At 28.7% G+C, this 25,488-nt stretch carries 24 protein-coding genes and 1 riboswitch; all 24 genes read right to left on the bottom strand.

Features of this window, described 5'->3' with window-relative positions:
* Positions 1–47: 47 nt before the first annotated feature.
* Positions 48–968, bottom strand: a complete 921-nt coding sequence (locus KGF41_RS16710) for a Ppx/GppA phosphatase family protein (protein ID WP_227856999.1) — start codon at positions 966–968, stop codon at positions 48–50.
* Between the two features lie 112 nt (positions 969–1,080).
* Complete coding sequence (locus KGF41_RS16705; protein WP_227436281.1) at positions 1,081–1,365, bottom strand: FtsB family cell division protein; 285 nt, start codon at positions 1,363–1,365, stop codon at positions 1,081–1,083.
* Positions 1,366–1,370: 5 nt separating this feature from the next.
* On the bottom strand, positions 1,371–1,901 hold the full coding sequence (gene yabQ / locus KGF41_RS16700) for a spore cortex biosynthesis protein YabQ (RefSeq protein ID WP_227829095.1): 531 nt from the start codon (positions 1,899–1,901) through the stop codon (positions 1,371–1,373).
* Positions 1,902–2,156 (bottom strand): YabP/YqfC family sporulation protein, encoded by a 255-nt coding sequence (locus tag KGF41_RS16695; RefSeq protein ID WP_003421411.1) that lies wholly within the window; start codon positions 2,154–2,156, stop codon positions 1,902–1,904. It lies immediately after the preceding gene.
* Between the two features lie 61 nt (positions 2,157–2,217).
* Positions 2,218–2,460: an RNA-binding S4 domain-containing protein gene (locus KGF41_RS16690; protein WP_227436285.1), complete on the bottom strand. Its 243-nt coding sequence runs from the start codon at positions 2,458–2,460 to the stop codon at positions 2,218–2,220.
* Positions 2,461–2,531: 71 nt separating this feature from the next.
* Positions 2,532–2,810: an HU family DNA-binding protein gene (locus tag KGF41_RS16685; protein ID WP_227436295.1), complete on the bottom strand. Its 279-nt coding sequence runs from the start codon at positions 2,808–2,810 to the stop codon at positions 2,532–2,534.
* Positions 2,811–2,898: 88 nt separating this feature from the next.
* On the bottom strand, positions 2,899–4,347 hold the full coding sequence (gene mazG, locus KGF41_RS16680) for a nucleoside triphosphate pyrophosphohydrolase (RefSeq protein ID WP_227850623.1): 1,449 nt from the start codon (positions 4,345–4,347) through the stop codon (positions 2,899–2,901).
* A 106-nt stretch (positions 4,348–4,453) separates the two neighbouring features.
* Positions 4,454–6,067, bottom strand: coding sequence for a polysaccharide biosynthesis protein (locus KGF41_RS16675; protein ID WP_227829097.1), 1,614 nt, complete (start codon positions 6,065–6,067; stop codon positions 4,454–4,456).
* Between the two features lie 119 nt (positions 6,068–6,186).
* Positions 6,187–6,726, bottom strand: coding sequence for a stage V sporulation T C-terminal domain-containing protein (locus tag KGF41_RS16670; protein ID WP_227436300.1), 540 nt, complete (start codon positions 6,724–6,726; stop codon positions 6,187–6,189).
* Positions 6,727–6,849: 123 nt separating this feature from the next.
* A complete protein-coding gene (locus tag KGF41_RS16665) occupies positions 6,850–7,845 on the bottom strand; it encodes a peptidylprolyl isomerase (RefSeq protein WP_227829098.1) in 996 nt (331 codons plus the stop codon).
* A gap of 30 nt (positions 7,846–7,875) precedes the next feature.
* On the bottom strand, positions 7,876–11,262 hold the full coding sequence (gene mfd, locus KGF41_RS16660) for a transcription-repair coupling factor (protein ID WP_227856998.1): 3,387 nt from the start codon (positions 11,260–11,262) through the stop codon (positions 7,876–7,878).
* Between the two features lie 16 nt (positions 11,263–11,278).
* Positions 11,279–11,839 carry an aminoacyl-tRNA hydrolase gene (pth, locus tag KGF41_RS16655; RefSeq protein ID WP_227436306.1) on the bottom strand — a complete coding sequence of 187 codons (561 nt, stop codon included), beginning with the start codon at positions 11,837–11,839 and terminating at the stop codon, positions 11,279–11,281.
* Between the two features lie 13 nt (positions 11,840–11,852).
* Complete coding sequence (locus tag KGF41_RS16650; protein ID WP_227829100.1) at positions 11,853–12,407, bottom strand: prepilin peptidase; 555 nt, start codon at positions 12,405–12,407, stop codon at positions 11,853–11,855.
* Positions 12,408–12,605: 198 nt separating this feature from the next.
* Positions 12,606–13,388: an A24 family peptidase gene (locus KGF41_RS16645; protein WP_227856997.1), complete on the bottom strand. Its 783-nt coding sequence runs from the start codon at positions 13,386–13,388 to the stop codon at positions 12,606–12,608.
* Complete coding sequence (locus KGF41_RS16640; RefSeq protein ID WP_227829102.1) at positions 13,369–14,451, bottom strand: type IV pilus twitching motility protein PilT; 1,083 nt, start codon at positions 14,449–14,451, stop codon at positions 13,369–13,371. The genes KGF41_RS16645 and KGF41_RS16640 overlap by 20 nt, the downstream gene beginning before the upstream one ends.
* A 105-nt stretch (positions 14,452–14,556) precedes the next feature.
* On the bottom strand, positions 14,557–16,068 hold the full coding sequence (locus KGF41_RS16635) for a hypothetical protein (RefSeq protein WP_227856996.1): 1,512 nt from the start codon (positions 16,066–16,068) through the stop codon (positions 14,557–14,559).
* 20 nt (positions 16,069–16,088) lie between these two features.
* The gene (locus KGF41_RS16630) at positions 16,089–16,616 is read right to left on the bottom strand and encodes a prepilin-type N-terminal cleavage/methylation domain-containing protein (RefSeq protein WP_227829104.1); all 528 of its coding nucleotides are present in this window, start codon (positions 16,614–16,616) and stop codon (positions 16,089–16,091) included.
* 38 nt (positions 16,617–16,654) lie between these two features.
* A complete protein-coding gene (locus KGF41_RS16625; protein WP_227856995.1) occupies positions 16,655–17,221 on the bottom strand; it encodes a prepilin-type N-terminal cleavage/methylation domain-containing protein in 567 nt (188 codons plus the stop codon).
* 26 nt (positions 17,222–17,247) lie between these two features.
* Positions 17,248–18,156, bottom strand: coding sequence for a type 4a pilus biogenesis protein PilO (gene pilO / locus KGF41_RS16620; RefSeq protein WP_227856994.1), 909 nt, complete (start codon positions 18,154–18,156; stop codon positions 17,248–17,250).
* Complete coding sequence (locus KGF41_RS16615; RefSeq protein WP_227856993.1) at positions 18,149–19,864, bottom strand: PilN domain-containing protein; 1,716 nt, start codon at positions 19,862–19,864, stop codon at positions 18,149–18,151. Before KGF41_RS16615 ends, pilO begins: the two co-directional genes overlap by 8 nt.
* A 15-nt stretch (positions 19,865–19,879) precedes the next feature.
* Complete coding sequence (locus tag KGF41_RS16610) at positions 19,880–21,088, bottom strand: type II secretion system F family protein (protein ID WP_227829108.1); 1,209 nt, start codon at positions 21,086–21,088, stop codon at positions 19,880–19,882.
* 11 nt (positions 21,089–21,099) lie between these two features.
* A complete protein-coding gene (locus KGF41_RS16605) occupies positions 21,100–22,776 on the bottom strand; it encodes a GspE/PulE family protein (RefSeq protein WP_227829109.1) in 1,677 nt (558 codons plus the stop codon).
* 151 nt (positions 22,777–22,927) lie between these two features.
* Entirely contained in the window at positions 22,928–23,434 is a 507-nt protein-coding gene (locus KGF41_RS16600) for a type II secretion system protein (RefSeq protein WP_227829110.1), read from the bottom strand.
* 156 nt (positions 23,435–23,590) lie between these two features.
* A riboswitch (cyclic di-GMP riboswitch) is annotated at positions 23,591–23,676 on the bottom strand.
* An 850-nt stretch (positions 23,677–24,526) separates the two neighbouring features.
* The gene (locus KGF41_RS16595; RefSeq protein WP_227839010.1) at positions 24,527–25,477 is read right to left on the bottom strand and encodes a ribose-phosphate pyrophosphokinase; all 951 of its coding nucleotides are present in this window, start codon (positions 25,475–25,477) and stop codon (positions 24,527–24,529) included.
* Between the last annotated feature and the right edge of the window lie 11 nt (positions 25,478–25,488).

The following is a 25,488-nucleotide window of genomic DNA, read 5'->3' as shown; positions in this document are numbered from 1 at the left end:
GAGGAGTAATTTTTTTTGTCATAATCGGTTCCAAATATCAAAAAATATTAATACATTTTTTTTGACTTTTGACATATTAGGCCTTCCAAATTATCGTATTCACTTACGGTTATTTCTTCTATTTCTAATTTTTCCATTATTATATTCAATATTTTTACACCAGCAGTTATAATATCCGCACGTTTTTCTTGTAGCCCTTTTAAGTTCTTTTTATCACTTAATGTCATCTTTATTAATTTTTGTAGAATTTCTTCTATTTCTTTTTTGCATATTTTACTGTTATGTATTTTTTCCATAGAGTAAATTTCTAATTCTTGATTCATTGCTGACAATGATGTGATTGTACCTCCTATACCTATAAGAGTTTTTAATCCCTTTTCTTTTATGTAATTTAAAGTCTCACTAATTTCATTATATATAAATGAACTCATAGCTTCAAACTCTTCATTTTCAATGATATCGTGTTTTAAAAATTTCTCTGTCATTCTAAGAGCTCCTACATTTTCACTTTTATTAAATTTAATTCCATCTGAATCACCTACAATAAACTCTGTTGAACCTCCTCCAATATCTATAACAATAATATCATTATCCTCTTGTATACCTTCTAAAACACCTTTAAAGCCCAAATTTGATTCTTCTATACCCGTAACTATATCAACATCTATACCAACTTCTTCTTTTGCTAGTTTAACAAAGTAATCTCCATTTTTACTATCTCTAAGGGCAGATGTCCCCATGCAATAAATATTTTCACATTTTTCATCATTACACTTGTCAGAGAATTCTTTTAATGCTTTTATATTTCTTTGAATCGCATCTTCCTTTATATATCCTTCGCTATCTACGCCTTGCCCAATTCTAGTTGTATTAACAAATTTTTTTCTATTTATAAGTTTTCCATCTACATAATCTACTATCAACAATCTCATTGAGTTTGTCCCAATATCAATAGCTCCTATTTTCATTATAAAATTCCTCCTTAATCAAAATAAAAAGTCATCCTTAAACTGAATGACTTTTTTATTTAATCTTAAATTTTAAAATCAATATTCTTGTAGACTTATTAGCCAGTTTTAATCAGCGATTTATATCTACATAAACGGTTTCATTAGGCTTTACCATGTTTAACCTTTTTCTAGCTATTTCTTCTAAGTCTCCTTCATATGATTTTTCATCTTTCTTTAAGCTGTTTATTTGTATTTCAGTCTTTTTTAATTGTTTATTTAGACTTGCTATTTCTGTTTTATATTCTTTAGCTTTTTCGTACTCAAACACAAATCCTGTCATTATACTAAAAATTGATATTCCTAAAAATAAACTGATAACAATAATTTGTCCTGAAAATTTTTTTCTTAAGTTCATTTTTCCTACACCCTTTTTTTAGTTTTAGTTTTTTTCTTAGATTTTGATTTTTTCTTGTTTTTTGATTTTTTATTTGATTTTCTCTTTATACTTTTTTTTGTTGCCATAAATATGTTTGGTATATAAAATATAATATCAAATAGTAGGTGTAGTGAATAGATTATAACGTAATACAAATTGTTTAAAAAACTGACTATGTAGTGTGTAACTTTTTTAAAAGAATTCCTCACAAAACGAATTATTTTATTGATAATTGATAAAACAATTTTACTTATGGTGTTATAGTATAAAATAAAACCAATAAACAAAGCCACAAAATGGTAATATCTTAAATTAAAAAACTCTGTAAGGTTTATTGTTATAAATATTATAATGGTTGCCAGAAACCAAAACAATACATCAAAAATTATTGCAAAATAATTGATGAATTTAAAACTCCCTCTCAGGCCTCTATAAAAATCAAACAACACTCCTATGAGTATTCCACCATAAATAGTAGCGTAGAAAATACTTACATCTTGAGTAAAAGGTATCATCTATCTAAATACCTTTTTCAAAAAACTTTCTTGTGGCTTTTTAGGCTTTGCATATACCATAGAATTTATAGTTCCATCTATGCTAATTATATTTTCGTCTATACTTAGCTTGCTCATATCTAGGTTTTCGCCTTCAATTACCATCTCGCCTACAGAAGTTTTAAGCTCTACTCTTTTATCATTAAAAGAATATATGTGCTCGACTCCTGAAATAACCAGCTTTGATCTATCTTTCAAAGTTATGTTCTGTTCCATAATATCCCCCCAGTAAATATTTCACTAATACTACTATTAATATACTAGAGGACTATTAATTTTATTCTAAAATTTCGTACATTTCTTTTGCATCATTTTTTAATACATGCTCTCTTACTTCATTTATCTTAAACTTCATCTTCTTCTCTCCAAATTGTATTTCTAGTGTATCTCCAATATTCACTTCTGAAGAAGATTTAGCGACTTTTCCATTTATAGTGACAATTCCTTTATCACATGCATCTTTAGCAACAGTTCTTCTCTTTATAATCCTAGATACTTTTAAAAACTTATCTAATCTCATAATTATCACCTTCCTTAGCTCTATAGAAAAAGTGTGGTAAATTTATCCACACTTTTTCACAAGATTTCTAATTATCCATTTATTGTATCCTTTAATCCTTTTCCAGCTTTGAAAACTGGTGCTTTAGAAGCTGGTATATCTATAATTTGCTCTGGATCTCTTGGATTTCTTCCTTGTCTAGCAGCTCTTTCTCTTGTCTCAAATGTTCCAAATCCAACTAATTGAACTTTTTCATTATTTACTAGTGCATCTTGAACAGAACTCATAAATGCGTTTAACGCAGCCTCTGCTTCCTTCTTTGTTAATCCACTTTTTTCTGCCATCTTTGATACTAATTCAGCTTTATTCACGATATTTACCTCCTAAAAATGTTTATAATATAGACTCCTATCTTTCTGATAAAAGTTCTAGATTTTTGACAAATTTCCTTCCACAATTTTATTGTTTTTTAGCCTGATTCCAAAATTCATCCATCTCTTCAAGTGTCATGTCTTCTAATTTTCTATTTAAATTCATTGCACTTTTTTCTACAAACTCAAATCTATTTATGAATTTATCTGTAGTACAGTTCAAGGCTTCTCCTGAGTCTATGTCTAAAAATCTAGCTAGATTTACTATCGAAAATAATAAATCGCCTAGTTCTTCCTTTATGTATTTTATATTCCCGACCCTGTGTTCGTCAAGTAATTCCTGATATTCTTCTTCAATTTTTTTAAATACATCTTCTACATTGTCCCAATCAAAGCCAACAAGAGCTGCTTTATGTTGAACTTTACTAGCCTTCATAAGAGCTGGTAAATGTTTTGGTATTCTTCTAAGGCCATCTGTTACAGTGCTTTCGCCTTTTTCTTCTTGCTTTAACTCTTCCCAAGTTTTTTCAAACTTAGACATATCTAGTTTTACACCATTAAATATATGAGGATGTCTATGAATTAATTTTTTGCATATACCATTTACCACTTCTTTTAAATCAAAGTAGCCTTCCTCATTACCTATCTGACAATGGAATATAACTTGTAAAAGAACATCTCCTAATTCTTCTACCATTTCATCTATATCATTATTATCAATTGCATTACAAAGTTCATATGCTTCCTCTATAACAGAATTTTTTAATGATTGATGTGTTTGTTTTTTATCCCATTCACATCCAGATGGACTTCTTAATGTATTAACTATTATTTCTAAGTCATGTACTGTATTATACATCTTTTTAGAACTTTTGGGTATATATAAGCTAGTTAAATAGTCAAAAAAGTTTTCATTTCTGTCTAATTCACATAATTTTATAAACTTTTTACTTTCTAAATCTTTGACACCTGCTCCATTTACTATACATATTTCTTGATTATAGTCATAATATTCCATAAGTTTTAACTTTACATTTGATGCTATAAATTTATCATACACTTGAGTTATTATCATACTTGTATCTAAATCTATGTATGAGTTTTCTATCTCAAAAGCATCTATCAATTTAAATCCATCAGATGGGTCTATAGCTAAATAGTTAAACATAGCGTCTACAAAGCTCATAGAAGGTACTATCTCCACTTTTATGTGCTTTTCATCGGCAAGTCTCTCTATTATACTTACAGTCTTTTCTGCGACCCTTGGATGACCAGGAACCGCATATACTAAATCACCTTTTATAGATTCTTCTATAATAAATTCAGATATTTTTAAGTAAACACTCTCAAAGTTTTCCTCATTTTCATAAAAGTAATCTAAAGAAGTGTATTGTATAGTTTCTTTAAGTTTATCAATTATTGGATGTTTCTCTGTTCTAAAAAAGACTCTAGGGCTATTTTTTAAAGATTCCAGTACACCTTGGCTTATAAGAGAATAGTCTCCTGGTCCAAGCCCTACAATACTTATCTTACCCATAACATCACTCCCATTAGCAAATTTCACTTTATTTTTGTATTATTATACAAATAAGGAGCTTTACTATTTGTATAGTATTTCCTTTATTTGCATATATATTCCTATATTATCTTATAAGTTTAACTTTTTTTAACAATTTATATAATTTATCACCTTTTGGCATAGTTAATATCTCTTCTTTTTTAATTCCGCCTATTCCAAGAATAACTACTACATATACAATCCCACCAACACCTATTGCGATTATTGTAGACAGACTATTGCCCAATAATCCAACTAAAGCACCATAACTCAACTTAACCATTATAAACATTGTCATAACTGTTATAAATGGTTTTATTATAAATTCCTTCTTAGGAAATTTTACATTCATATATTTTTTAACATATAATAAGTTAATCATAGCTGCCACAAAGTATGCTGTAACTGTTCCAAAAGCTGAACCTAATACATTGATATCTGGTATACCTGTCAATGTGTAACTTATAACAATCTTACATAACATACCCACACATAGAGCAATTACGGGAACTATTGGTTTTCCCATTCCTTGAATTATACCTGTTAATGTTTGTATTAATCCTAGGAACAGTACACATGGAGTAAGAGTAAACAAGATAGTTCCTACAGATGATGGCTCATGTGGAAATAAAAGACCCATTATTGGTATCGCTAATGATGCCATACCAAACGCACAAGGTAATACTATAAGCAAAGTCACCTTAACAGCATTTTTAGTATCTTTTCTAGCCTTTGATTTATTACCTAATGCATATGCTTTAGAAATAGCTGGAACTAAGCTCATACTCATTGCAGTTGTTATAACGGCTGGTAAATTTATTGTTGCCATTGCCATACCTGTCAATTGACCAAACATTGAATTTGCTACTTTATATGTAAAGCCTGCTTCCATAAGTCTTCTTATTACAATAACATTATCTATCATATTTACAAGTGGCATTACTGATGCACCTATTGTTATCGGAATAGCAACTGTTAAAAGCTTTTTAAAGATATAAGAAACTTGTTCATCCTTGAACCTTTGACTCGCATCTATCTCAGCTCTACGTTCTCTTCTTCCTAACATATAAGCAAACATCAGATAAACCATAGATGCTACTGAACCTATTGTAGCTCCTGATATAGCACCTGCTGCTCCTAAAGTTTGCCCAAAACTTTTCATAAGTAGGTAGGCCAAAGTAAGACCTAATACAACTCTAAAAAATTGCTCTGCAACTTGAGACACAGCAATCTTAGTCATGTCTTGTCTACCTTGAAAATATCCTCTATATGCTGACATCGCTGGAACAAATAATAAAGCTGGAGCAATAGCTTTCATAGAGTACAATGCACCAGGATTTTTCATTATGTTTGTTACTATGTAGTCGGCCCCAAAAAACAATATACAAAATGATATTATACCAGTTATAAATAAAACTGTATGCGATACTTTAAATATCTTATTTGCACCTTTATAATTTCCAATAGCAACTTTTTCCGAAACCAATTTTGCCACAGCTGTTGGGAATCCAGCAGTAGCTAATGTTAAAAATAGAGTGTACACAGGATAAGCAGCCTGATAGTATCCCATTCCTTCTGAACCAATCATGTTCCCAAGGGGAATTCTAAAAAATCCACCCATTATTTTTACGATTACACCTGCTAGCCCAAGTATAAGGGCTCCTTTTAAAAAGGAGTCTTTGTTTTTGTTATTGTTCATAACATAACCTCCATACTGTTTATATAACAAACTTTAATATACCATATTTTTAATGCTATATTCAATATTTTAAACAAAAACTTCAAAAGACCTTCACGTAAAAGGTCTTTATGATAAAATTATTGAACTTGTTTTCCTAAAAAGTTAGCAGCTATTTTTAAAGATTTTTCTTCACTTTCTGCAATTGTATCTTTATCTTTTGAAACAACTACAATCGAACCTATACAATCACCAGATGCACTAATTATAGGCATAATAACTTGACTAATATATTCCTTTTGGTCTTCTTTAAATAAAGGTAAAATATTTTTATCTTTTGAGTATTTTACTGTTCTTTCACTTATTATTGCTTCTAACTCATCACTTATACTTTTTTCTTTATAATCTTTTTTAGGAAGTTTAGATACAGCTATTATAGAATCTAAATCGGTTATTAATACACCATATCCTAATACTTCTGCTAATGTTTCAGCATATTCTTGGGAGAATTCATTTAATTCTCCTATTGGAGAGTATTTTTTAAGTATGACTTCTCCATCTTTTGCTGTGAATATCTCTAAAGGATCTCCTTCTCTAATTCTTAATGTCTTTCTTATCTCCTTTGGGATAACTACCCTTCCAAGATCATCTATTCTTCTAACTATACCTGTTGCTTTCATATTTTTTAATCCCTCCATAAATTACTTTAAGTTTATTTTTACCATTGTTAAGAAAAATATACAAAAAAAGCTATATCTTCTCCAGATATAGCTTTTTTAAGCATATTACTATTTTTTTAGTTTTTAGATTGTGATTGTATTTATTACTTTTTCATCTTTTTCTACTTTAGCTTCTTTAGTTAATTTTTCTATTTTCTCTTGATATTTGTTTTTTAATAATTGATCTTTTATAGTTTCTTTAGAATCTTCAAATGGGGTTTGTTCATTTACTTTGTCTGTTACTTTGATTATATGGTATCCATATTGAGTTTCAACTAAGTTAGATATTTCACCCTTTTTCATAGAAAATGCTGCTTCTTCAAATTCAGCGACCATTTGACCTCTTGAGAAGAATCCTAATTTACCACCATCACTTGCTGAAGCATCTTGTGAATATTTCTTTGCAACCTTTGCAAAATCTTCACCTGATTTAACTTCTTTAAGGGCTTCTTCAGCTTTTTTCTTAGCTTCTGCCTTTTTCTCTTCTGAAAGTGGTTTATTGTTGTCATCTACTGTTTTTAATAAAATATGAGAAGCTTCTACCTCATCTTTTTTGAATTCATCTTTATGTGCATCATAGTATTTTTTCATTTCTTCATCTGATATTTTAGTTTCTTTAGTAAAATTAGCTTGATAGTTTTGCATAGCTAAATCTTTTTCTTGTTGGTCTTTTAAAAATGTATCATCTATACCTAATTTTTCAAGTTGTTTTTTATAATTTTCATCTTTACTCATAGCATCTTTTAAATCTTTAAAACTTTTTTCAACATCTTCTTTTTTAGGAAGTAAGTTATCTTTTTTAGCTTGTGAATATATAACTTCTGTAGTTATAAGTTGTTCAAGAATTAAGTCTTTAAACTTGTCCTTATACTTTACTCCTTTTTCAACTTCTTTGTCCCAGATGTCTTTTCCATAAGTTTGTTCCATAGAATCTTTGTAAAGAGCTATAGTTTTTTTAAATTCATCTGATGATATTTTTGTACCATTTACTGTTGCTACAGTTCCATCTGTGCTTGCGCTACAAGCTGTTATTGATACTACAACTATCATAGCTATTACTAACGTTATTACTTTTTTCAAATTTAAAACATCCCTTCTTAAATTTACAAGTTATTTGACCTTGCACATTTTTTCTAACAGTTCTTCTAATTCTGTAACTATATTATAACCTATTTTTTGTTTAGTTCTATACTTTGTTATTGGAACTAATAATATTTCATCTTTTACTTGTCTAATTTTTTCTATTTTTAATATCTTACACAACGATTTTATATAAGCTATTGTAAGTAGTGTTTGTACTGGTTTAGGTATATCAGAGAATCTATCTTCAAGTTCTTCTTGTATATCCAACATATCTTCCCTATTTTCAATAGAAGCAATTTTCTTATACATTTCAATCTTAATCAATTCATCCTTAATATAATTGTCTGGAATATATGCATTTACACTTAAATCTATTTCAACATCAATTTCTTCAACAATAGGCTCACCTTTAACCTTTTTAATTGCATCATTAAGCATTTTGACATATAAATCATAACCTATAACTGCCATATGACCATGTTGTTGAGAACCTAAAATATTTCCAGCTCCTCTGATTTCAAGGTCTCTCATCGCTATTTTAAAACCTGAGCCAAATTCTGTAAATTCCCTAATAGCCTTTAATCTTTTTTCTGCTATTTCACTTAAAGTTTTATCTTTTTCATACATGAGATAGGCATATCCTTGTCTGGAACTTCTTCCAACTCTACCTCTTAACTGATATAACTGAGCTAATCCCATTTTATCTGCATCGTATATAATCATGGTGTTTGCATTGGATATATCCATACCTGTTTCTATTATTGTAGTACACACTAGCACATCATAGTCTTTATTTAAAAATCCTAAGATTATATTTTCTAGTGACTTAGAAGTCATTCTTCCATGTGCAACAGCTACTCTAGCATCTGGGACAAGCTTTTGAATCATACTTGCCATTTCTTCAATATGCTCAACTCGATTGTATACAAAGAATACCTGTCCACCTCTACTTAATTCTCTTTCTATTTCATCTTGAATTACGCTTTCCTTACTCTCAGTAACATATGTTATTACAGGATGTCTTTCTTGTGGGGGTTCTTCTATAACACTCATATCTCTTATCCCACTTAAAGACATATGTAGAGTTCTTGGTATAGGAGTTGCTGAAAGTGTAAGCACATCTACTGTAGATTTAATTTTCTTTAAAGCTTCTTTGTGTTTTACACCAAATCTTTGCTCCTCATCAATAACTACAAGACCCAAGTTTGGTAAATTTATATCTTTAGATATTATTCTATGAGTACCAATTAGAATATCTACTAACCCTTTTTTAGCATCTTCAATAATCTGCTTTTGTTGTTTTGGAGTCTTGAATCTACTTAAAACTTCCACTCTCAAAGGATAATTTTCAAACCTTTCTTTAAATGTATTGTAATGCTGTTGAGCCAGTATTGTTGTTGGAACTAATACTGCAACCTGTTTTTGGTCCATACATGCCTTAAAAATACTTCTAATTGCTACTTCTGTTTTTCCATAGCCAACATCTCCACAGACAAGTCTATCCATTACTTTACTTGATTCCATATCCTTTTTAGTTTCCTCTATTGCTTTTAATTGGTCTTCTGTTTCTTGATATGGAAACAAGGATTCAAACTCTGCCTGCCATGGTGTATCTTTTGAAAACTTATACCCTTGTATCTTTTCACGTTTTGCATAGAGTTCAATTAAGTCTTTTGTCATATCTTCAATTTCTTTTTTGACTTTTGCCTTTGCCTTTGTCCACTCATTGGTTCCAAGCTTATTTAACTTAACTTTTTCTACCTCTGCACCAATATATTTTTGTACTTTATCCATCTGGTCTATTGGTACATATAAATTATCTCCTCCTTGGTAAACTATTTTCATGTAATCTTTTTTGATTGCATTAACTGTAATCTGTTCAATTCCTGTGTATCTACCTACACCACTATTTTCATGTACTACATAATCTCCAACGCTTAAATCTAAAAATGACTCTATCTTCTTTCCTTTTTTTGCTTTTTTATTACTAGTCTTAGAGGCTCTTTTATAAACACCTATCATTTCATTATCTGTTATAACAACAAATTTTATAGATTTATACTGAAAACCACTATTTATATGTGCAGGTACAATTACAATTTGAGAAGATTTAATTTCAATATCTCTATCTTTAGAAACAGTCGTTTCTAAGCCTTTATCCAATAAATCTTTTCCTAATTTATTTGCTCTTTCCAATGTATTTGTAGCCAAAATTATTTTATAACCATTGTATTTCAGCCGATTTAATTCTTCTACAAGTAAGTCTACTTTTCCATTAAATGTAGGTACTTCTCTACTTTCAAAATTTATTATGGATTTTACAGAAAAGTTATTTATAGACTTTGGTAATATTGAATTTAAGACTACAGACTTGTCTTTTACTAGGTACTCCAAATCTGTATAATGGTATAATAGTTTTCCTTGATTTTTAACAGCCAAACCTCTTTCAAGGTTTAGTTTGTAATTTTCTCTAAACTCATTTAAGTAATTTTCACATCTTTCCTTAAGTCTTGTTATATCATTGATAAATACTATTGCATCATCTGCTAGATAAGTAAATATACTTTTGTTTTCTTCTGGATAGATATAATCTATATAGTTTTCTACACCTTCAAAATAAGTATTACTTGATATATATTCTATATTTTGAAAGGTTCCTTCATCAGTATTTTTAGTTGTTTCTTTTTTTAACCTAACTAATGCATCTGTAGTTTTTTCTGGATAAATAAATTCTCTTGAAGGAGTTATAGAGAACTGTTGTAACTTATCAATTGATTTTTGAGAAAATACGTCAAAAGTTCGTATGGAATCTATCTCATCATCAAATAATTCCATACGAATCGGATTTGTATACTCAAGTGAGAATACGTCAATAATTCCACCTCTTATACTAAATTGACCAAACCCCTCTATTTTTGAAACTCTTTCATATCCTAAGGAAACTAACTTCTCAGTTAATTTTTCTAAATCTAAACTATCCCCCACTTTGTAATGAGATACACTATCAAGTAAAACTTGTTTTGGTATATATTTTCTTAAAACTGCTTCAATAGAAGTTACTAAAATTATTTTTTCTTTCTTTGCTAGTTTTAACAATACCTTTAATTTTTTTGCTTCTTCGTTTCTGTCCTTTGCATCTAAATGATAAAAGTAAATATCTTGAAATCCTAAATATTCGACCTTATCCCCAACATAAAAATTTAAATCTTCATATACTTTTTTTGCTTCCAAATCACTACTTGTGATAAAAATCATTTGTCGTGACAAATCATTAAACATAGAATATGATATATGAGGTTTTTGTACTGGTAAAAGTCCATTAACCAATAATGAGCCTTTTGTATTTTTTATGCAGTTTATTATATCTTTATACTCTTTTGAGTTCTGCAAAGGATATAAAAAAACATCATTCATTTAAATCTCCCTCTCACTATCCATTGTATTTGTTCATAGACATGTCTATATTTTCTCTTATTATTGAGTCAACAGCACACGCCGCTTTTTCTAGTGCTTCATTTATATTATCAGATTCTTCTTTTCTAAATCTAGAAAGTACAAAATCTGCTAAGTCTTGGCCAACTTCTGGCTTAGATACACCTACTCTTACTCTTGGGAAATCATTTGAACCTAAACACTTCGTTATAGATTTCATTCCATTATGAGTACCACCACTTCCTTTTTTTCTTATGCGTATCTTTCCAACATCTAAATCTATATCATCATACACTACTACTATATTATTTAAATCTACCTTATAATATTTATATATATCTATTAATGTTTCTCCACTTAAATTCATATAAGTTTGTGGTTTTACTAGTAATACTTTTTCAGTACCTACTCTGCCTTCGCCAATTAAAGCTTTGTGTTTTATTTTAGTAACACTAATGTTGTATTCTTTTGCAAGAATATCTATGACATCAAATCCAACGTTATGTCTAGTCTTTTCGTATTTTTTTCCTGGATTTCCTAACCCTACTACTACGTACATTTTTTACCTCCTGTTATAGAAATTTATATAACAAACTATAATAAAAATCAAATATATTATACTCTGTAAATATTATTATAATTGTCGCTAGAGAAATAAATGGTGTAAAAGGAATTTGTTTTTTGATATTTATATTTTTAAAAATTTTAATTCCATATAAAATAACAAAAAATAAAAATGCTAAAATAAATGATAAAACTATCACATAAAATCCATAATTATTTCCCAATGCAAAGCAACATAAGCTATAGAGACCTACATCTCCATAGCCTAATCCTTTTGTAAATTTAGCAATAATATAAGGTATAATAAAACCTATTGCCAGTCCAAATATATGACTTATATAGTCAATTTGCACTATATTGCAAAAGATTAAAAAAATTACACCTTGAACTATTATACCACTAACTATTGTTATATCATATACATATATTGTGTAGTAGTCTATAATAGATATAATTATTAAAAATGGAATTAATACTATATATTGTACACATTCTGCACTAATCCCAAATTTTAGATATATTAATACAGATAAAACTACAGTTATTATGTAAATAAAAAACATATTATACGAATTTTTCTTTACTCCATCACAAAAAATATATAAGGATTTATTTATCAAATATGCAAAAAATAAGGAAATTATTATTATATACTCCATAGTCTACAGTACTCTGTAGTAGGGTTAATAATAATATTGTCCTTATTGATTACTTTAATTCACTTTTATAAAAATTAAAATTACATTAAATTTAACTATCATCTACATAAGTATAGAAAAGTAAAATTCAAGTAATTGTCTTCCAAATAAAATTGTTATCAATGCTCCAATTGATATAAATGGCCCATAAGGTATAACAGAGTTGTATTTCTTTCCCTTTATCTTACTGAAAACTATCACACAAACTCCATATACTGCTCCTACATAAACACTCACTAAAGCTGTTAAAAGACCATTTTTAGTGCCCATATATAAGCCTAACATTGCGAATAGTTTAATATCTCCTCCACCCATGCATTCTTTTTTTATTATAAATTCAATTAGAGCTACTATAAGCCAAACACTTCCTCCACATACAAAAGCACCTATAATAGAATCTTTAATTGAAACTTCTTTTAGTAGGAGATTAAAAATTATAGCAAATATAGCTCCAAAAACTAGTATCCTATCTGGTATTATAAAGTGGTCAATATCTATAAATGCTATTACAATTAATAAAGATACAAGAACCAAATAATAAATAGTCGATATAGATATTCCATAAACCATAAACACTGTTAAAAATAAAATTCCTGTAATTAACTCTACTATAGCATATCTGCTAGAAATTTTCTCACCACAATACCTACATTTTCTACCACTCATTAAATAGCTAAAAACTGGTATTAAGTCCATAGGTTTTAGTCTAGTATTGCAACTCATACAATGAGATGGGGGGCTAGAAATAGATATACATTCTGGAATCCTAAAAATACAAACATTAAAAAAACTTCCAAATACTATACCAATTACAAATACATATAAATTAACGACTATAATTTCCATTATAATTTACGCCACCTATCATTCTAGTCATAAATTCTTGGTCGGTACATCTACTAAGTGCCATATCTTTTGTAATCTTTCCATTTTTATAAAGTTCCATCAAATCTTGATCCATAGTTTTCATACCTGCTTTAACTCCAGTTTGTATCATATTTGGAATTTGATATGTTTTTCCTTCTCTTATTAGGTTTTTTATTGCTGGTGTTGCAAACATCAATTCAATTGCAGCTATCCTACCTTTCCCATCTGATGTAGGAAGTAATTGTTGTGATACTACTCCTTCACAAACTGTAGACAATTGAGTTTTTATTTGTTGTTGTTGAGCTGGCTGGAACATGTCCACTATTCTGTCTATTGTCTTAGCAGCACCAACTGTATGTAGTGTTGAAAATACTAGATGTCCTGTTTCTGCGGCTGTTAATGCTATTGACACAGTCTCCGGGTCTCTCATTTCCCCTATTAGAATTACATCTGGGTCTTGACGTAAAATAGCTCTAAGAGCTGAGTGAAAACTTTCTGTATCAGTTCCTACTTCTCTTTGGTTTACTAAACTTTGTTTATGGTGATGGACATACTCTATTGGGTCTTCTAGTGTAATTATATGTTTTTGTTGTGTTTCATTTATTATATTTATCATACTTGCAAGTGTTGTACTTTTACCACTTCCTGTAGGCCCTGTAACTAAAACTAATCCTTTATGTCTTTCAGTAAAGGATTTTATGTTTTCTGGAAGTCCTAGTTTCTCAAAAGTTGGTATTTCTGCTGTTATAGTTCTTATTGCTATTGCATAATTTCCTTTTTGTCTATAGGAATTTACCCTAAATCTTTCTCCAGTTTTTAGAGAAGCTGAAAAGTCAGCTTCTCCATGTTCTTCTATTACTTTAAACATAGATTCCCCAGCTATGTCTTTGGCCATTTGCATTGTTATCTCTGGTGTCAAGATTTGTTCACTTAGCTTTACAAATCCTCCTTTGACTCTAGCTACAGGATTTGTACCAACTGTTATGTGTATATCTGATGCGTTCAATCTTATACCTTGTTCTAATAAATCATAAATATACATAATATTTATTCTCCATATCTTCTATTAGTTTACTTACTTTTTTAGTAATAAATACATAAGGTTATTTTATTACTTAATTTACACTAAATTATCTTTTATTTGTATCTAGTTTATTTTTTTATATGAACTTATGTCATGACTAATTGAAATTATATCTTTTATATTATCGTTATCTGACTCATTTTTCTTGATTTTAAAGTTTACAGTTGCCTGAACTTTATATTTTGAATTTGAATTTACTTCCTCACCTAATCCAGGAATAATTTTTTCGATTTTCTCTGGTTCTATCTCAGTTATTCCATTTTTATCTCCAGTAACTGTAAATTTCATCTCTGTGCTATATCCATTCTCAATTAGATTTAACCAATCTTCTTTTGTCGCATCATATTCAGCTTTATAAAAAGGTATTTTTAAAGATATATCTTCTGTTTTAGCCACCTCTTGAGGTTTTAGTTCTTTTATTCTACATTTTATCTCTGTCAGTGTTTCTCTTTGAAGTTGTTTCAAAGTTTCACTTAATCCAAATGCATCAAAATTTGAAGGTAGCTCTCTGTACATTCCAATTTTGATTTTATTAAACTGCTCTATAATTTCATATAATAGATTCTTGTATTGTACATAATTTTCTGATGTATTTTTTTCTCCTTTAGATATATTTAAACTTAGAACTTCAAACTTTTGTACATTATCAAATAATTTAGTTCTCAAATCATTTAATTCTTTGCTTCTATTTGGAATTTCTTCTATATATTTATTCAATTCATCCCAACATTTACTCCAATTTCTATCAATCAAATCCCTTTGTATCAATTCTAAATATTGTGTTTGATTTGGAATTTCATCTAAAACTTCTACTTTTGACGAATTACGATGAAATATCGTATGCCTATATTCATTCATATTTTGTATAGCTAAAGAAATTTTATCCAAAGCTTTATATGTGTGTATAAACGCATTATCAATATGTTCATCTTTTTCAACATTACCATCTTCTAAAAAGAATTTAAACATCATATCATTTCCTAAAAGCTTTGATTCATAATTAACCATATTATCAATATCTGATTCTAATTTTTGTCGTGTTATATTAGAAATATCACCAGTATTGTATTTCTCACCCAACGCTAATATAAATTTTTTATTTGAATCAATAGAAGAGTAAACCATATTCGCATCACCATCTTGCATAATACCTAATTTTTCTACTTCTATTAGTTCATCTCTTGCTTTCTCTAACTCTTTACAAGCTGTAGCTAGATAATATTTTATATTATTCATATAATTAAGTTGTATTTCTTCAAGATTTTCCTCTTTATCCTCATTTGCTACTGTTCTTGAAGTTACCTTATTTTCCTTATTGTTATCTTTTTTAAACTCATTGTCTATTTTTTCAAGCTCATCATACAATTTTTCATATGCTTTATCAACACTATTTTCCACACAGGTCTCTGCTAAATACTTGGCCTGTATCACCTCATTAGTAGTCTTTGTAGACTTTATTCTATTAGCTATTTGATTTGAAAATGTCACCCCAACAATAGAAAGCAATGCTACTACAACCAAAACTAAAACTAACGCCGCTCCTCTTTCGTTTTTTATCTTATTCCACTTCCTCAAAATCTCACCCCCAAGTAAAATTATTTATCTTTAAATATTTCAGTTACAATTTTAACTTCTTTTTTACTTGAATAGTCATTCATGCTTTTCCCTGTTGCAGTTATTTTGTATATTTGACCACTTTTATCCTCTACAATAACCTTTACTTTGTTTGTAATACTTTCCTTGTCAATTATATTGCCATCTTTATCTTCTATTGTTGTAATCTCTTTATATGGAGTATCATACAAGCTCACATCATCCTTGTTAAGTACTTTATCATATACAACTTTATTTGATTTATCTATTAATTTTTCATATTCCACCGTTCCATCTTCTCGCTTATCTAGACTGTCAAAATCAAATGTCCCACTTTTTATTTTCTCTCTTAAATTCTCTATTTCACTTTGAACATAATTTAAGGAACTTATATCTGCTTCATTTTTAGTGTTGGCCTTTTCATTAGTATTGATAATATTAAAAAATGCAAATAATATAATTCCCATAATCGCCATAGCTACTAATACTTCAATTAAAGAAAATCCTTTTTCATTACTCTTTTTATCCATATTTTATCAACCTACTTATTTTTTAAATAAATTCCCATTTACCCAATTCTTGACATAACATCAAATGTATAAGTCTTATTATTTAAGTTACTGCTTTTCTGGCCTTCTTGAGCTGATTCATTATAATATACACTTACCGTATAAATAGATTTATCAGCTTGTTTTTCTATTTTAAATGGTGTTTCCTTCATTTCTTTATTGTTTTGAACTAATGGTTGCTTAGAGATTATTTCTTCTCTAAGCCCATCTTCAGTATTAGTAGTATTTTCTTGAATTCTTGTTACAGAGTATACTCCTGTATTGTTTTTGGTCTCTATAGATACTTCATACTTCACTGTATTCTCTGGAGTTTCTATATTATATTCATAGCCACTACCTGAACTGTTCTTTATTACATCCTTACAGTTTTCTAAGTCTCTATTTAAATATTTATTAATTAAATTAATATTTACCTGAGCATCTGTAATGATTTGTTGTTTTTTTACTGCTGATGTTATACCATTAAATACTTTATAAGAAATGCTTAAAACTATAGTCAATATAAATACAGCCACTATTATTTCTAATAAAGTAAGACCTTTTTCATTGTTTTTGTACAAGTTCATCACCTATCTTTAAAACCTCTTTGGTTTTATTTTGCACTAGATTTAAATGGATTATATTTTCCTGGTCTCCATGAAGATGGATTATCTGTATCAAGTACCATTGTAGTATTTTCTTTCGTATACATTATAAATTTAAACGTAGCCTCTACTACACCTTCTGCTTCTGGAGTCGCTACTTCTTTTTTTGTTTCTTTTTCTGTTGCAGCTCTAAGTACACATGTATTACATAGATAACTTGTTGACCTATCTAAAAGTTTGTCATTCTTAAGAATTTCTCCCTCTTTTATCAATGGACAGTCATTATATAAATGCCATTTATCTTCGCCTTCTACCCAATATATTTTTGTATCTTTATTTATGTTCACATTTTTTATTAGATCTTTATTACTTGTTGTCTCTTGCTCTTCTTTTTCTGGTTCTATATATGAAGTCATAGTATAGTCTAATATCTGAGTAACATTTTTTTGTTCTTCTAAATAAGCCATCAATTTTTTAACATTTCTATAGTCCCCTCTAACACTTATTGTTGTTGATATTCCATAAAAATGTTCATATTCTCTAATGTTTCCAACATCATAGCTAGTTAAGTCAATATTATATGTTTTCATTTTCTTGTCTAAACCAATTAGAAACAGACCATCTTGCATATCATATAATAGATTTTTACTTTTTTCATTTAATTCATTCTCAATATTTTTAAGTTGTTTTTCATATTTTGGCATAAGAGCTGTTTTCTCTTTATATATATTTAATTTTTGTGTAGCTTGTTTTACAGAATTTTTTGTAGAAACATATTTCTCATATTGTGGATAAAGTCCAAAATATCCATAGGATAAAATAGCAAGTAAAATTACAACTTTTATAAGAATTCCCTTTAGACTAACTTCCATTTTAAATATATCTTTTATATCTTTTTTAAATATGTCCTTATTCATTAGTTAATACACCTTCTTTCAGGTATAATGTCATATTAAATGTATAGTTGGAATCCTCTCCATTGCTTTTTATACTATGCAGTTTAACATCCTCAAAATAATACAATCCCTTTAATTTATATAAAAATTGCCCTACATAAGAAGAATCCTTAGCATTTCCCTCTATATTCAAAACATTTGGTATCTTATCATATAATGGAGTCTTATCATCTGCTTCTGTATTACTATCAGACTCCTCATTACCATTTAACGCCTCTGCCACATTTACAGTTTTATCTTCATTTAAGTCATTACTATTTTTACTTTCATTATTATTACTTTTTGTATTTGTACTTGTTTTAGCTTCATCATTATTTGATTTATTTGTATTAGTTTTACTGTTGTCTGAGCTTTCAGTTTTATTAGTTGTTCCTACTTCTTGATATGTTGTTGATAAGCTTGTCAGTTCAACCCTACTTGGAGTATTTTTATCTATATCATCCAATAGATTTTCCCATTTAACCTTTTTCCCAATTAACATATCATATACCTTTATTTCTTCTGTTTTACTTTGTATCATTTTTTCTATATTTCCAATTTGATAGTAAGCAGATTCAATATTCCTTATTTCATCATTTACATTTTCAAGTTCTTTATTAGCTAAACTGTTTGAAAAAATTAAACATAAATATGGAATAGAAACCACTAAAATAAATACGGGTGCTATCTTCATTACACTTTTTATTTGTTTAGCTTTCATTTGTTTTCTGAGTATATCCATTGGTAGAAAATTTATATTTTCAAAATCTTTTTTTCCTTTAGGCTCTATCATACAACCTAAAAGTTCTACAATTGAATTTATATCATCTTCATCTATATCACCAGATACCATATCAGCTATATCCATTATCTCTGTAAGACCTTGAGAAACATAGTTTGAAAATGCAGAACTAAAAGCCTCATAAATTAATTTATTAGAGTACCTTTTCCCCAATATCAATATAGTATCTGTTACCTTACCAAAGTTTCTTGACGAATAGTAATTCATAAGTCCTTTTGACTCTTCGACCACATTTAATAATTGTATTTCCATATCTTTAGCAGTTATTCTTATCGGTATATTATCACTAATGAATAAAGTATCTTTTTTATATATGTTTATAATTGTGCTATTATCGCTTATATTTGTCACCATTATATCATTGTAATCTAAGTTCTTGAGAATTCTTAAATAGGCAGTTGATAATGTATCTATTCTATCCAATACCAAATCAAATTCATGTATTATATCTACAATTGCATTTATTTCTTCTTTTTTTATAGCTCCAATAATCAGATTTAAACTAGCCTCTTCACCTTCTGACCTATCAGATATCTCACTAGATACTTCATATGAAAATACATACTCATCCGATTCTAAAGCCATCATTTCATCCATTTCTAACTTCATAAATCCATCTAAATCTTTTTTATCCATCTTAGGCAACTTTTGAGGTTTTAGAATTACATCTCTCGTATTCAAACAAAACACTATGTGTTTTGATTTTAACTTTACATTTTCTAATGCATATCTCAATAGAGCATACTTTTCTTTAGAAAAATCTTGAGCAATATCCTCTATTGAAAATACATTAAAGTTTTTTATATAAAACGTATCTTTATCATGTTTGTATCTGCCTTCAACTATGGATATAGAATCACCATAATATGATACATAAACCTTATTCATTTGTTGTTTTCCCTCCTACATAGCATCATATATACTAAGCATTGGCATGAATATTGATACAACCAGTACCGCAACTATAATACCAACTGCTATTATTAAAACAGGTTCTATCATTGATGCCATTCTATTTAGATAAATTTCGGATTCATATTCATAGAATTCAGCCATCTGTCTACTTATGTTCTCTAATTCCCCTGTCTGCTCCCCTATTGCTATCATCTGCACTAAAACTGAATCAAAATACGTATATCTTTGTAAGTTTTCTGCTAGACCTTCACCTCTTGTTATTCCATCTTTTGCTGATGTTAAAATCTTTTCTGCCATAGTATTATTTACACTATCTATGATATAATCAAGCCCTTGTACTAATGGATATCCTGTTGATACAAATAGATACAATGCTCTTGAAAATCGTGTAGCCACCATGCAGTTTATCCCTTTTCCCAAAACAGGAATTTTATTTATAACTCTATCCTTTTGAGCTCTACCAACTGGTGTTTTTAGATACTTCTTAAATTGGTAAATAGACAATATAATAGCTAAAAGTACTATTGGCCAAAATGTCTTCATAAACGTACCAAATCCCATAACAATCCTTGTTATAAGTGGAAGAGTAGCACCTACTGTTGTAATTGAATTAATCATCTTAGGTACCATAAATGCTGTAAATATAAAAATCATTATAAATGAAGAAATCAAAACTATTAATGGATATGTAGCCGCATTTCTAAGTTTTTGCTTAACTCTATGCTCACTGGAATAAAATGAAGCCATACTTTTTAATACTTCATCTAGTTTACCTGTAGCTTCACCTGTAGCTACCATGGCACCAAGTAACTTTGGAAACTTCGACTTTGGTGCAAGCATTGAATCAGCAATAGTAGAACCTACTTTTATCTCTGCTACTATACGATTTATTTCTTCTCTTAATGTAACATTAGTTGACCTTCCTGCTAATGTTTCTAATCCAGAAATACTATTTATACCAGAAGACACTATAATAGCAAACTGTCTGCAAAAGTGGCTTATCTGGTCAGCCCCTAAGTCTTTTCTTCTCTTTCTAGAAGATATATTTATATTTTTACTTTTACTTTCTTTGATTTCAAGAACTCTAAGATTTCTTTTTCTAAGAAGACTTTTAGCTTCATTAAAATCATTAGCTTCAATCACATCAGTTTGCTTTTTCCCATCCTCTTTTATTATTGTATACTTAAAACTTTTCATAATATCATCCTTTAATCAGTCATCAAAATTATTCTAATCATTTCTTCTACTGTTGTCTTTCCACCTAAAACCTTTTTAACTATATCCTCTTTTAGACTAACCATACCTTGTTTTTTAGCTAACTTTAAAATTTCTCTTTGATTTGCAGAGGAATCTATTAGCTCTTTTATTTCTGGTGTAATTTCAAGCATTTCAAATATACCTAGACGTCCCTTATATCCAGTATTATTACATCTTTCACAGCCCTGCCCTTTATAGATAGTTACTGATTCGTTTATATCAATACCAAGAGCCTTTTTTTCTCCAGTATCTGCCTCATATGAAACTCTACAATGCTCACATATTTTTCGTGTCAGTCTTTGAGATATTACCCCTAAAAGAGATGAAGTTATCAAAAAACTTTCCACATCCATATCCAAAAGACGTGAAATTGCTCCAACTGCTGTATTTGCATGTAATGTGCTTAAAACTAAATGTCCTGTAAGAGAGGCTCTAATTGCTATTTCGGCAGTTTCTGTATCTCTTATCTCTCCAACCATTATTATATCTGGGTCTTGACGCATAAAAGCTCTAAGCCCACTAGCAAAAGTAAGTCCTGCCTTTTCATTTATTTGAGATTGATTTACACCAGGTAATTCATACTCTATAGGGTCTTCTATTGTCAATAAATTTCTATTTTCTGTATTCAATTGATTTAGCATTGAATATAATGTAGTAGTTTTTCCACTTCCAGTAGGTCCAACAACTAATATAAGCCCATAAGGGGTATTTATTAACTCGTCATATATCTTAGAGCCATGTTCATCTATTCCTAGTACTTCTTTACTTACCATAAAATTACTCTTATCAAGTACCCTCATGGCTATCTTTTCATCCCTATTGGTTGGCATTGTAGAAACCCTAAAATCTATCGGTTTATTATCTACTTTTAAATATATTCTACCATCTTGTGGAATCCTCTTTTCAGATATATTTATATCTGACATTATTTTTATACGACTTATTACTGCCTTGTATGGCGCAGAGTTCATCCTCATATATTCTCTTAACATTCCATCTATCCTAAATCTAACACGCATGTAATTTTCACTTTGTTCTATATGTATATCACTTGCTTCCATCCTAACAGCATTTTCTAGTATATTATTTACTAGCCTTACTATTGGAGCAGCATTTACATCCTCTTCAAGGATTACTGTTTCTCTAATTCCACCAGTCTTGTTTTTGTTGTATTCAGTCATTGCTTTATTTATTTCTGAATGTGCATAGGCATGACCTATTGCTTTGTTTATATCTTCTGCACTTGATATAAATATTTCGACATCTTTACCTGACATACGTCTTACATCTTGAACTGCTTCTCTATCTTGTGGGTCTGACATGGCTAAACATATTTTATTTCCATCGATTTTGAATGGAAATACAGTATATCTTTTGCATATATTTTCTGGAACCATCTTTGTAGCTAATGTATCTATTTCTGTTCCTTCTAAAAATACACTTTCTATATCTAAAAGTTCTTTTAATACACTTATTAATAAGTTACTATCTATAAGTTCTTCTTGTACTAGAAATTCTCCTAGTCTTTTTCCACTATTTTTTTGCTCTGATAATGCCCATTTAAGCTGGTCTTCTGTTATGTATCCTTTTTCAACCAGTTTGTCTCCTATTCTAACTTTTTTAGCCACAGATTTCACTCCTTTACTATTTTAATTATACCACCATTTATGATTTGGTATTAAATAAAATAGTATAAAAAAACAGGAAGATTTTCTTCCTGTTTTTTATATTATATTTTTCATTAAGTTTATAATATTTTTTATAAAAAAATAGATTTAATTATTTTGTTGAATCCATAACAGTATTATCTATAAGTACCATATATAGAACTTTATTATTTATTTTTGTATTACTTGTTAATTCGTCCCCAAAATTATCTCCTGTAACACCTGTATATATTTTCTTTTTGCCTATATCACTCAATAATTTTGCTGATTGTGCTTCTGTTAATGTAACTCCATCACCATCTTCACCTATCTGTAATACTAATCTATTACCAACTTTAATCAGTGAATATTTTCCACCTATATCAGCTTTATCAGGAAGAGATTCCATATAGCTCTCTAAAGTAGTTAAAGTTCCAGTAGGTATCTTATTTGTATCTGAATAATAAGATAATGCTGCACTCTTAACTGAACTATAATCAGACTCAACACTTGCTACCTTAGCCTTGTTTATATTACTAAATAAAGCTGGAACTGCTACCACTGCTAATATTCCTATAATTGCAATTACTACCAATAATTCCACTAAAGTGAAACCTTTTTTATTCTTTCTTAACTTCATTTTTATTCCCCCTCAATTTTTAAATTAATACTTACTTATAATATATCTGGTTAAAAATCTAAGTAAAATTATTTACACGTACTAACCAGATTTATTTCTAGCATATAACCATTTTTTTGAACAAAAAAAGCTATGAAAATAAAAGTATCATAAATACAATTTCATAGCCGGTTGCACCACTAACTCAATATGTTCCAAGGTGCCCACATTACAGAACATACATCAACGTTTCTATTTTATTAAATTTAGAATGATATATAACTCATAATAGAGATACATATCCACTTATATTATATAATAGTTACCACATTTTAGCAATACAGTTTATATTATTTATATATACCAAATTTTCACATGTTCAAACATAATTTCTTAAAGTAACTATACTATACAAAAAAAGAAACATCTCCCTACAATTATCATATATCGTAAGGAGATATTTATAAATTATCATTTAGTTTTATCATTGTCATTTCCATCCTTTGCTAATATTTATTTGAAAGCTAAAAGCTATTACAATATAGTATTTTATTAAAAACATCTATATATAAACATTCTATATTCTTGCAGTTATGATTCAGTCACAATCACTATATAAATGAAACTCTTCATTTACAGGTATGCTTATTGTGCAAAATTACTTTCTTTACAGTAACTTTATATAATCCAGAACCCTATCACAAACACTAAAGATATAGAATAGATACTATTTTCAATTCTTATAAATAAACTTTCAATAGATTTTTATATTTACTTTAGATTGTGACTAAATCACTTAATTATTAGGGGTTCATCTTCATTCCTTCCCATTGGAAACACCTCTTTCTTTAATTTATATTTACATAATACTACATAATTCAATTTTTTTCAATACTTTTTCTAAATATTTTTTATATTCATAAAATTCATAATTTTATATTTTTTATTAAATTTAGTTTTTAATTACTCATCTACATGTTTTACAAGAAACATTTACTTTTACATACACACATACAGCTCCAATAAATTATAATAATACATAAATTAGATATCAAAAAAGAGTTGCTTAAAAAACTTATATCTTTTTTAAGCAACTCTTATAAATCTAATTAATTAAAATAATTTACTTACTGATTCATTAGAGAATATCATTCTTATAGCATCTCCAAATAAAGGAGCTACTGTTTTTATTTTTATCTTATCTATTCTTTTTTCTTCAGGAAGTTGTATAGTATCAAGAACTATTAACTCACTTATTTCTGAATTAGAAATTCTTTCAATAGCTGGTCCTGATAATACACCATGAGTACAACAAGCATAAACATCTTTTGCCCCAAACTCTTTAAGTGCATTTGCAGCATTAACTATTGTTCCTGCTGTATCTATCATGTCATCTAATAGTATAACATTTTTACCTTTAACATCACCTATTAAGTTCATAACTTCACATACATTAGCTTTTGGTCTTCTCTTATCTATTATAGCTATTGGAACTTCTCCATTTAAAGTATTAGCAAATTTTCTTGATCTAGTAACACTTCCTAAGTCTGGAGATACTACTACTAAATCTTCTATTTTCTTTTCATTGAAGTAATTTGCTAATATTGTTCCACCTAGTAAGTGGTCTAATGGTATATCAAAGTATCCTTGTATTTGAGCAGCATGTAAATCCATTGTTAATACTCTATCTGCTCCAGCAGCAGTTATTAAGTTTGCAACTAATTTAGCAGTGATTGGATCTCTTGCCTTAGCCTTTCTGTCTTGTCTTGCATATCCATAGTAAGGAATAACTGCTGTTATTCTTCCTGCTGATGCTCTCTTTAATGCATCAATTAAGATTAATAACTCCATTAAGTTATCATTTACTGGACTATTAGTAGATTGTACTACAAACACATCACAACCTCTTACTGTCTCATTCATGTTTACACATATTTCACCATCACTAAACGTACCTACTTCACAGTCTAGCACTGATACACCTATATAGTCAGCTATTTTTTGTGCTAACTCTTTCGATGAATTACCTGCAATAATTTTAATCTCGCTTCCGCTAGTATTCATTTATGTAACCC

The organism is Clostridioides sp. ZZV14-6150 (assembly GCF_020657875.1).
In the GTDB taxonomy this organism is placed as follows: domain Bacteria; phylum Bacillota; class Clostridia; order Peptostreptococcales; family Peptostreptococcaceae; genus Clostridioides.
Note: the sequence above shows the minus strand (reverse complement) of the source record. Positions and strands in the feature narration are given on the sequence as shown.

Coding starts and splice junctions, on each gene's coding strand:
- KGF41_RS16710 (WP_227856999.1), bottom strand. CDS start 968: ATGAAAATAGGAGCTATTGATATTGGGACAAACTCAATGAGATTGTTG.
- KGF41_RS16705 (WP_227436281.1), bottom strand. CDS start 1,365: ATGAACTTAAGAAAAAAATTTTCAGGACAAATTATTGTTATCAGTTTA.
- yabQ (WP_227829095.1), bottom strand. CDS start 1,901: ATGATACCTTTTACTCAAGATGTAAGTATTTTCTACGCTACTATTTAT.
- KGF41_RS16695 (WP_003421411.1), bottom strand. CDS start 2,156: ATGGAACAGAACATAACTTTGAAAGATAGATCAAAGCTGGTTATTTCA.
- KGF41_RS16690 (WP_227436285.1), bottom strand. CDS start 2,460: ATGAGATTAGATAAGTTTTTAAAAGTATCTAGGATTATAAAGAGAAGA.
- mazG (WP_227850623.1), bottom strand. CDS start 4,347: ATGGGTAAGATAAGTATTGTAGGGCTTGGACCAGGAGACTATTCTCTT.
- KGF41_RS16675 (WP_227829097.1), bottom strand. CDS start 6,067: ATGAACAATAACAAAAACAAAGACTCCTTTTTAAAAGGAGCCCTTATA.
- KGF41_RS16670 (WP_227436300.1), bottom strand. CDS start 6,726: ATGAAAGCAACAGGTATAGTTAGAAGAATAGATGATCTTGGAAGGGTA.
- mfd (WP_227856998.1), bottom strand. CDS start 11,262: ATGAATGATGTTTTTTTATATCCTTTGCAGAACTCAAAAGAGTATAAA.
- pth (WP_227436306.1), bottom strand. CDS start 11,839: ATGTACGTAGTAGTAGGGTTAGGAAATCCAGGAAAAAAATACGAAAAG.
- KGF41_RS16650 (WP_227829100.1), bottom strand. CDS start 12,407: ATGTTTTTTATTTACATAATAACTGTAGTTTTATCTGTATTAATATAT.
- KGF41_RS16645 (WP_227856997.1), bottom strand. CDS start 13,388: ATGGAAATTATAGTCGTTAATTTATATGTATTTGTAATTGGTATAGTA.
- KGF41_RS16640 (WP_227829102.1), bottom strand. CDS start 14,451: ATGTATATTTATGATTTATTAGAACAAGGTATAAGATTGAACGCATCA.
- KGF41_RS16630 (WP_227829104.1), bottom strand. CDS start 16,616: ATGGATAAAAAGAGTAATGAAAAAGGATTTTCTTTAATTGAAGTATTA.
- KGF41_RS16625 (WP_227856995.1), bottom strand. CDS start 17,221: ATGAACTTGTACAAAAACAATGAAAAAGGTCTTACTTTATTAGAAATA.
- pilO (WP_227856994.1), bottom strand. CDS start 18,156: ATGAATAAGGACATATTTAAAAAAGATATAAAAGATATATTTAAAATG.
- KGF41_RS16615 (WP_227856993.1), bottom strand. CDS start 19,864: ATGAATAAGGTTTATGTATCATATTATGGTGATTCTATATCCATAGTT.
- KGF41_RS16610 (WP_227829108.1), bottom strand. CDS start 21,088: ATGAAAAGTTTTAAGTATACAATAATAAAAGAGGATGGGAAAAAGCAA.
- KGF41_RS16600 (WP_227829110.1), bottom strand. CDS start 23,434: ATGAAGTTAAGAAAGAATAAAAAAGGTTTCACTTTAGTGGAATTATTG.
- KGF41_RS16595 (WP_227839010.1), bottom strand. CDS start 25,477: ATGAATACTAGCGGAAGCGAGATTAAAATTATTGCAGGTAATTCATCG.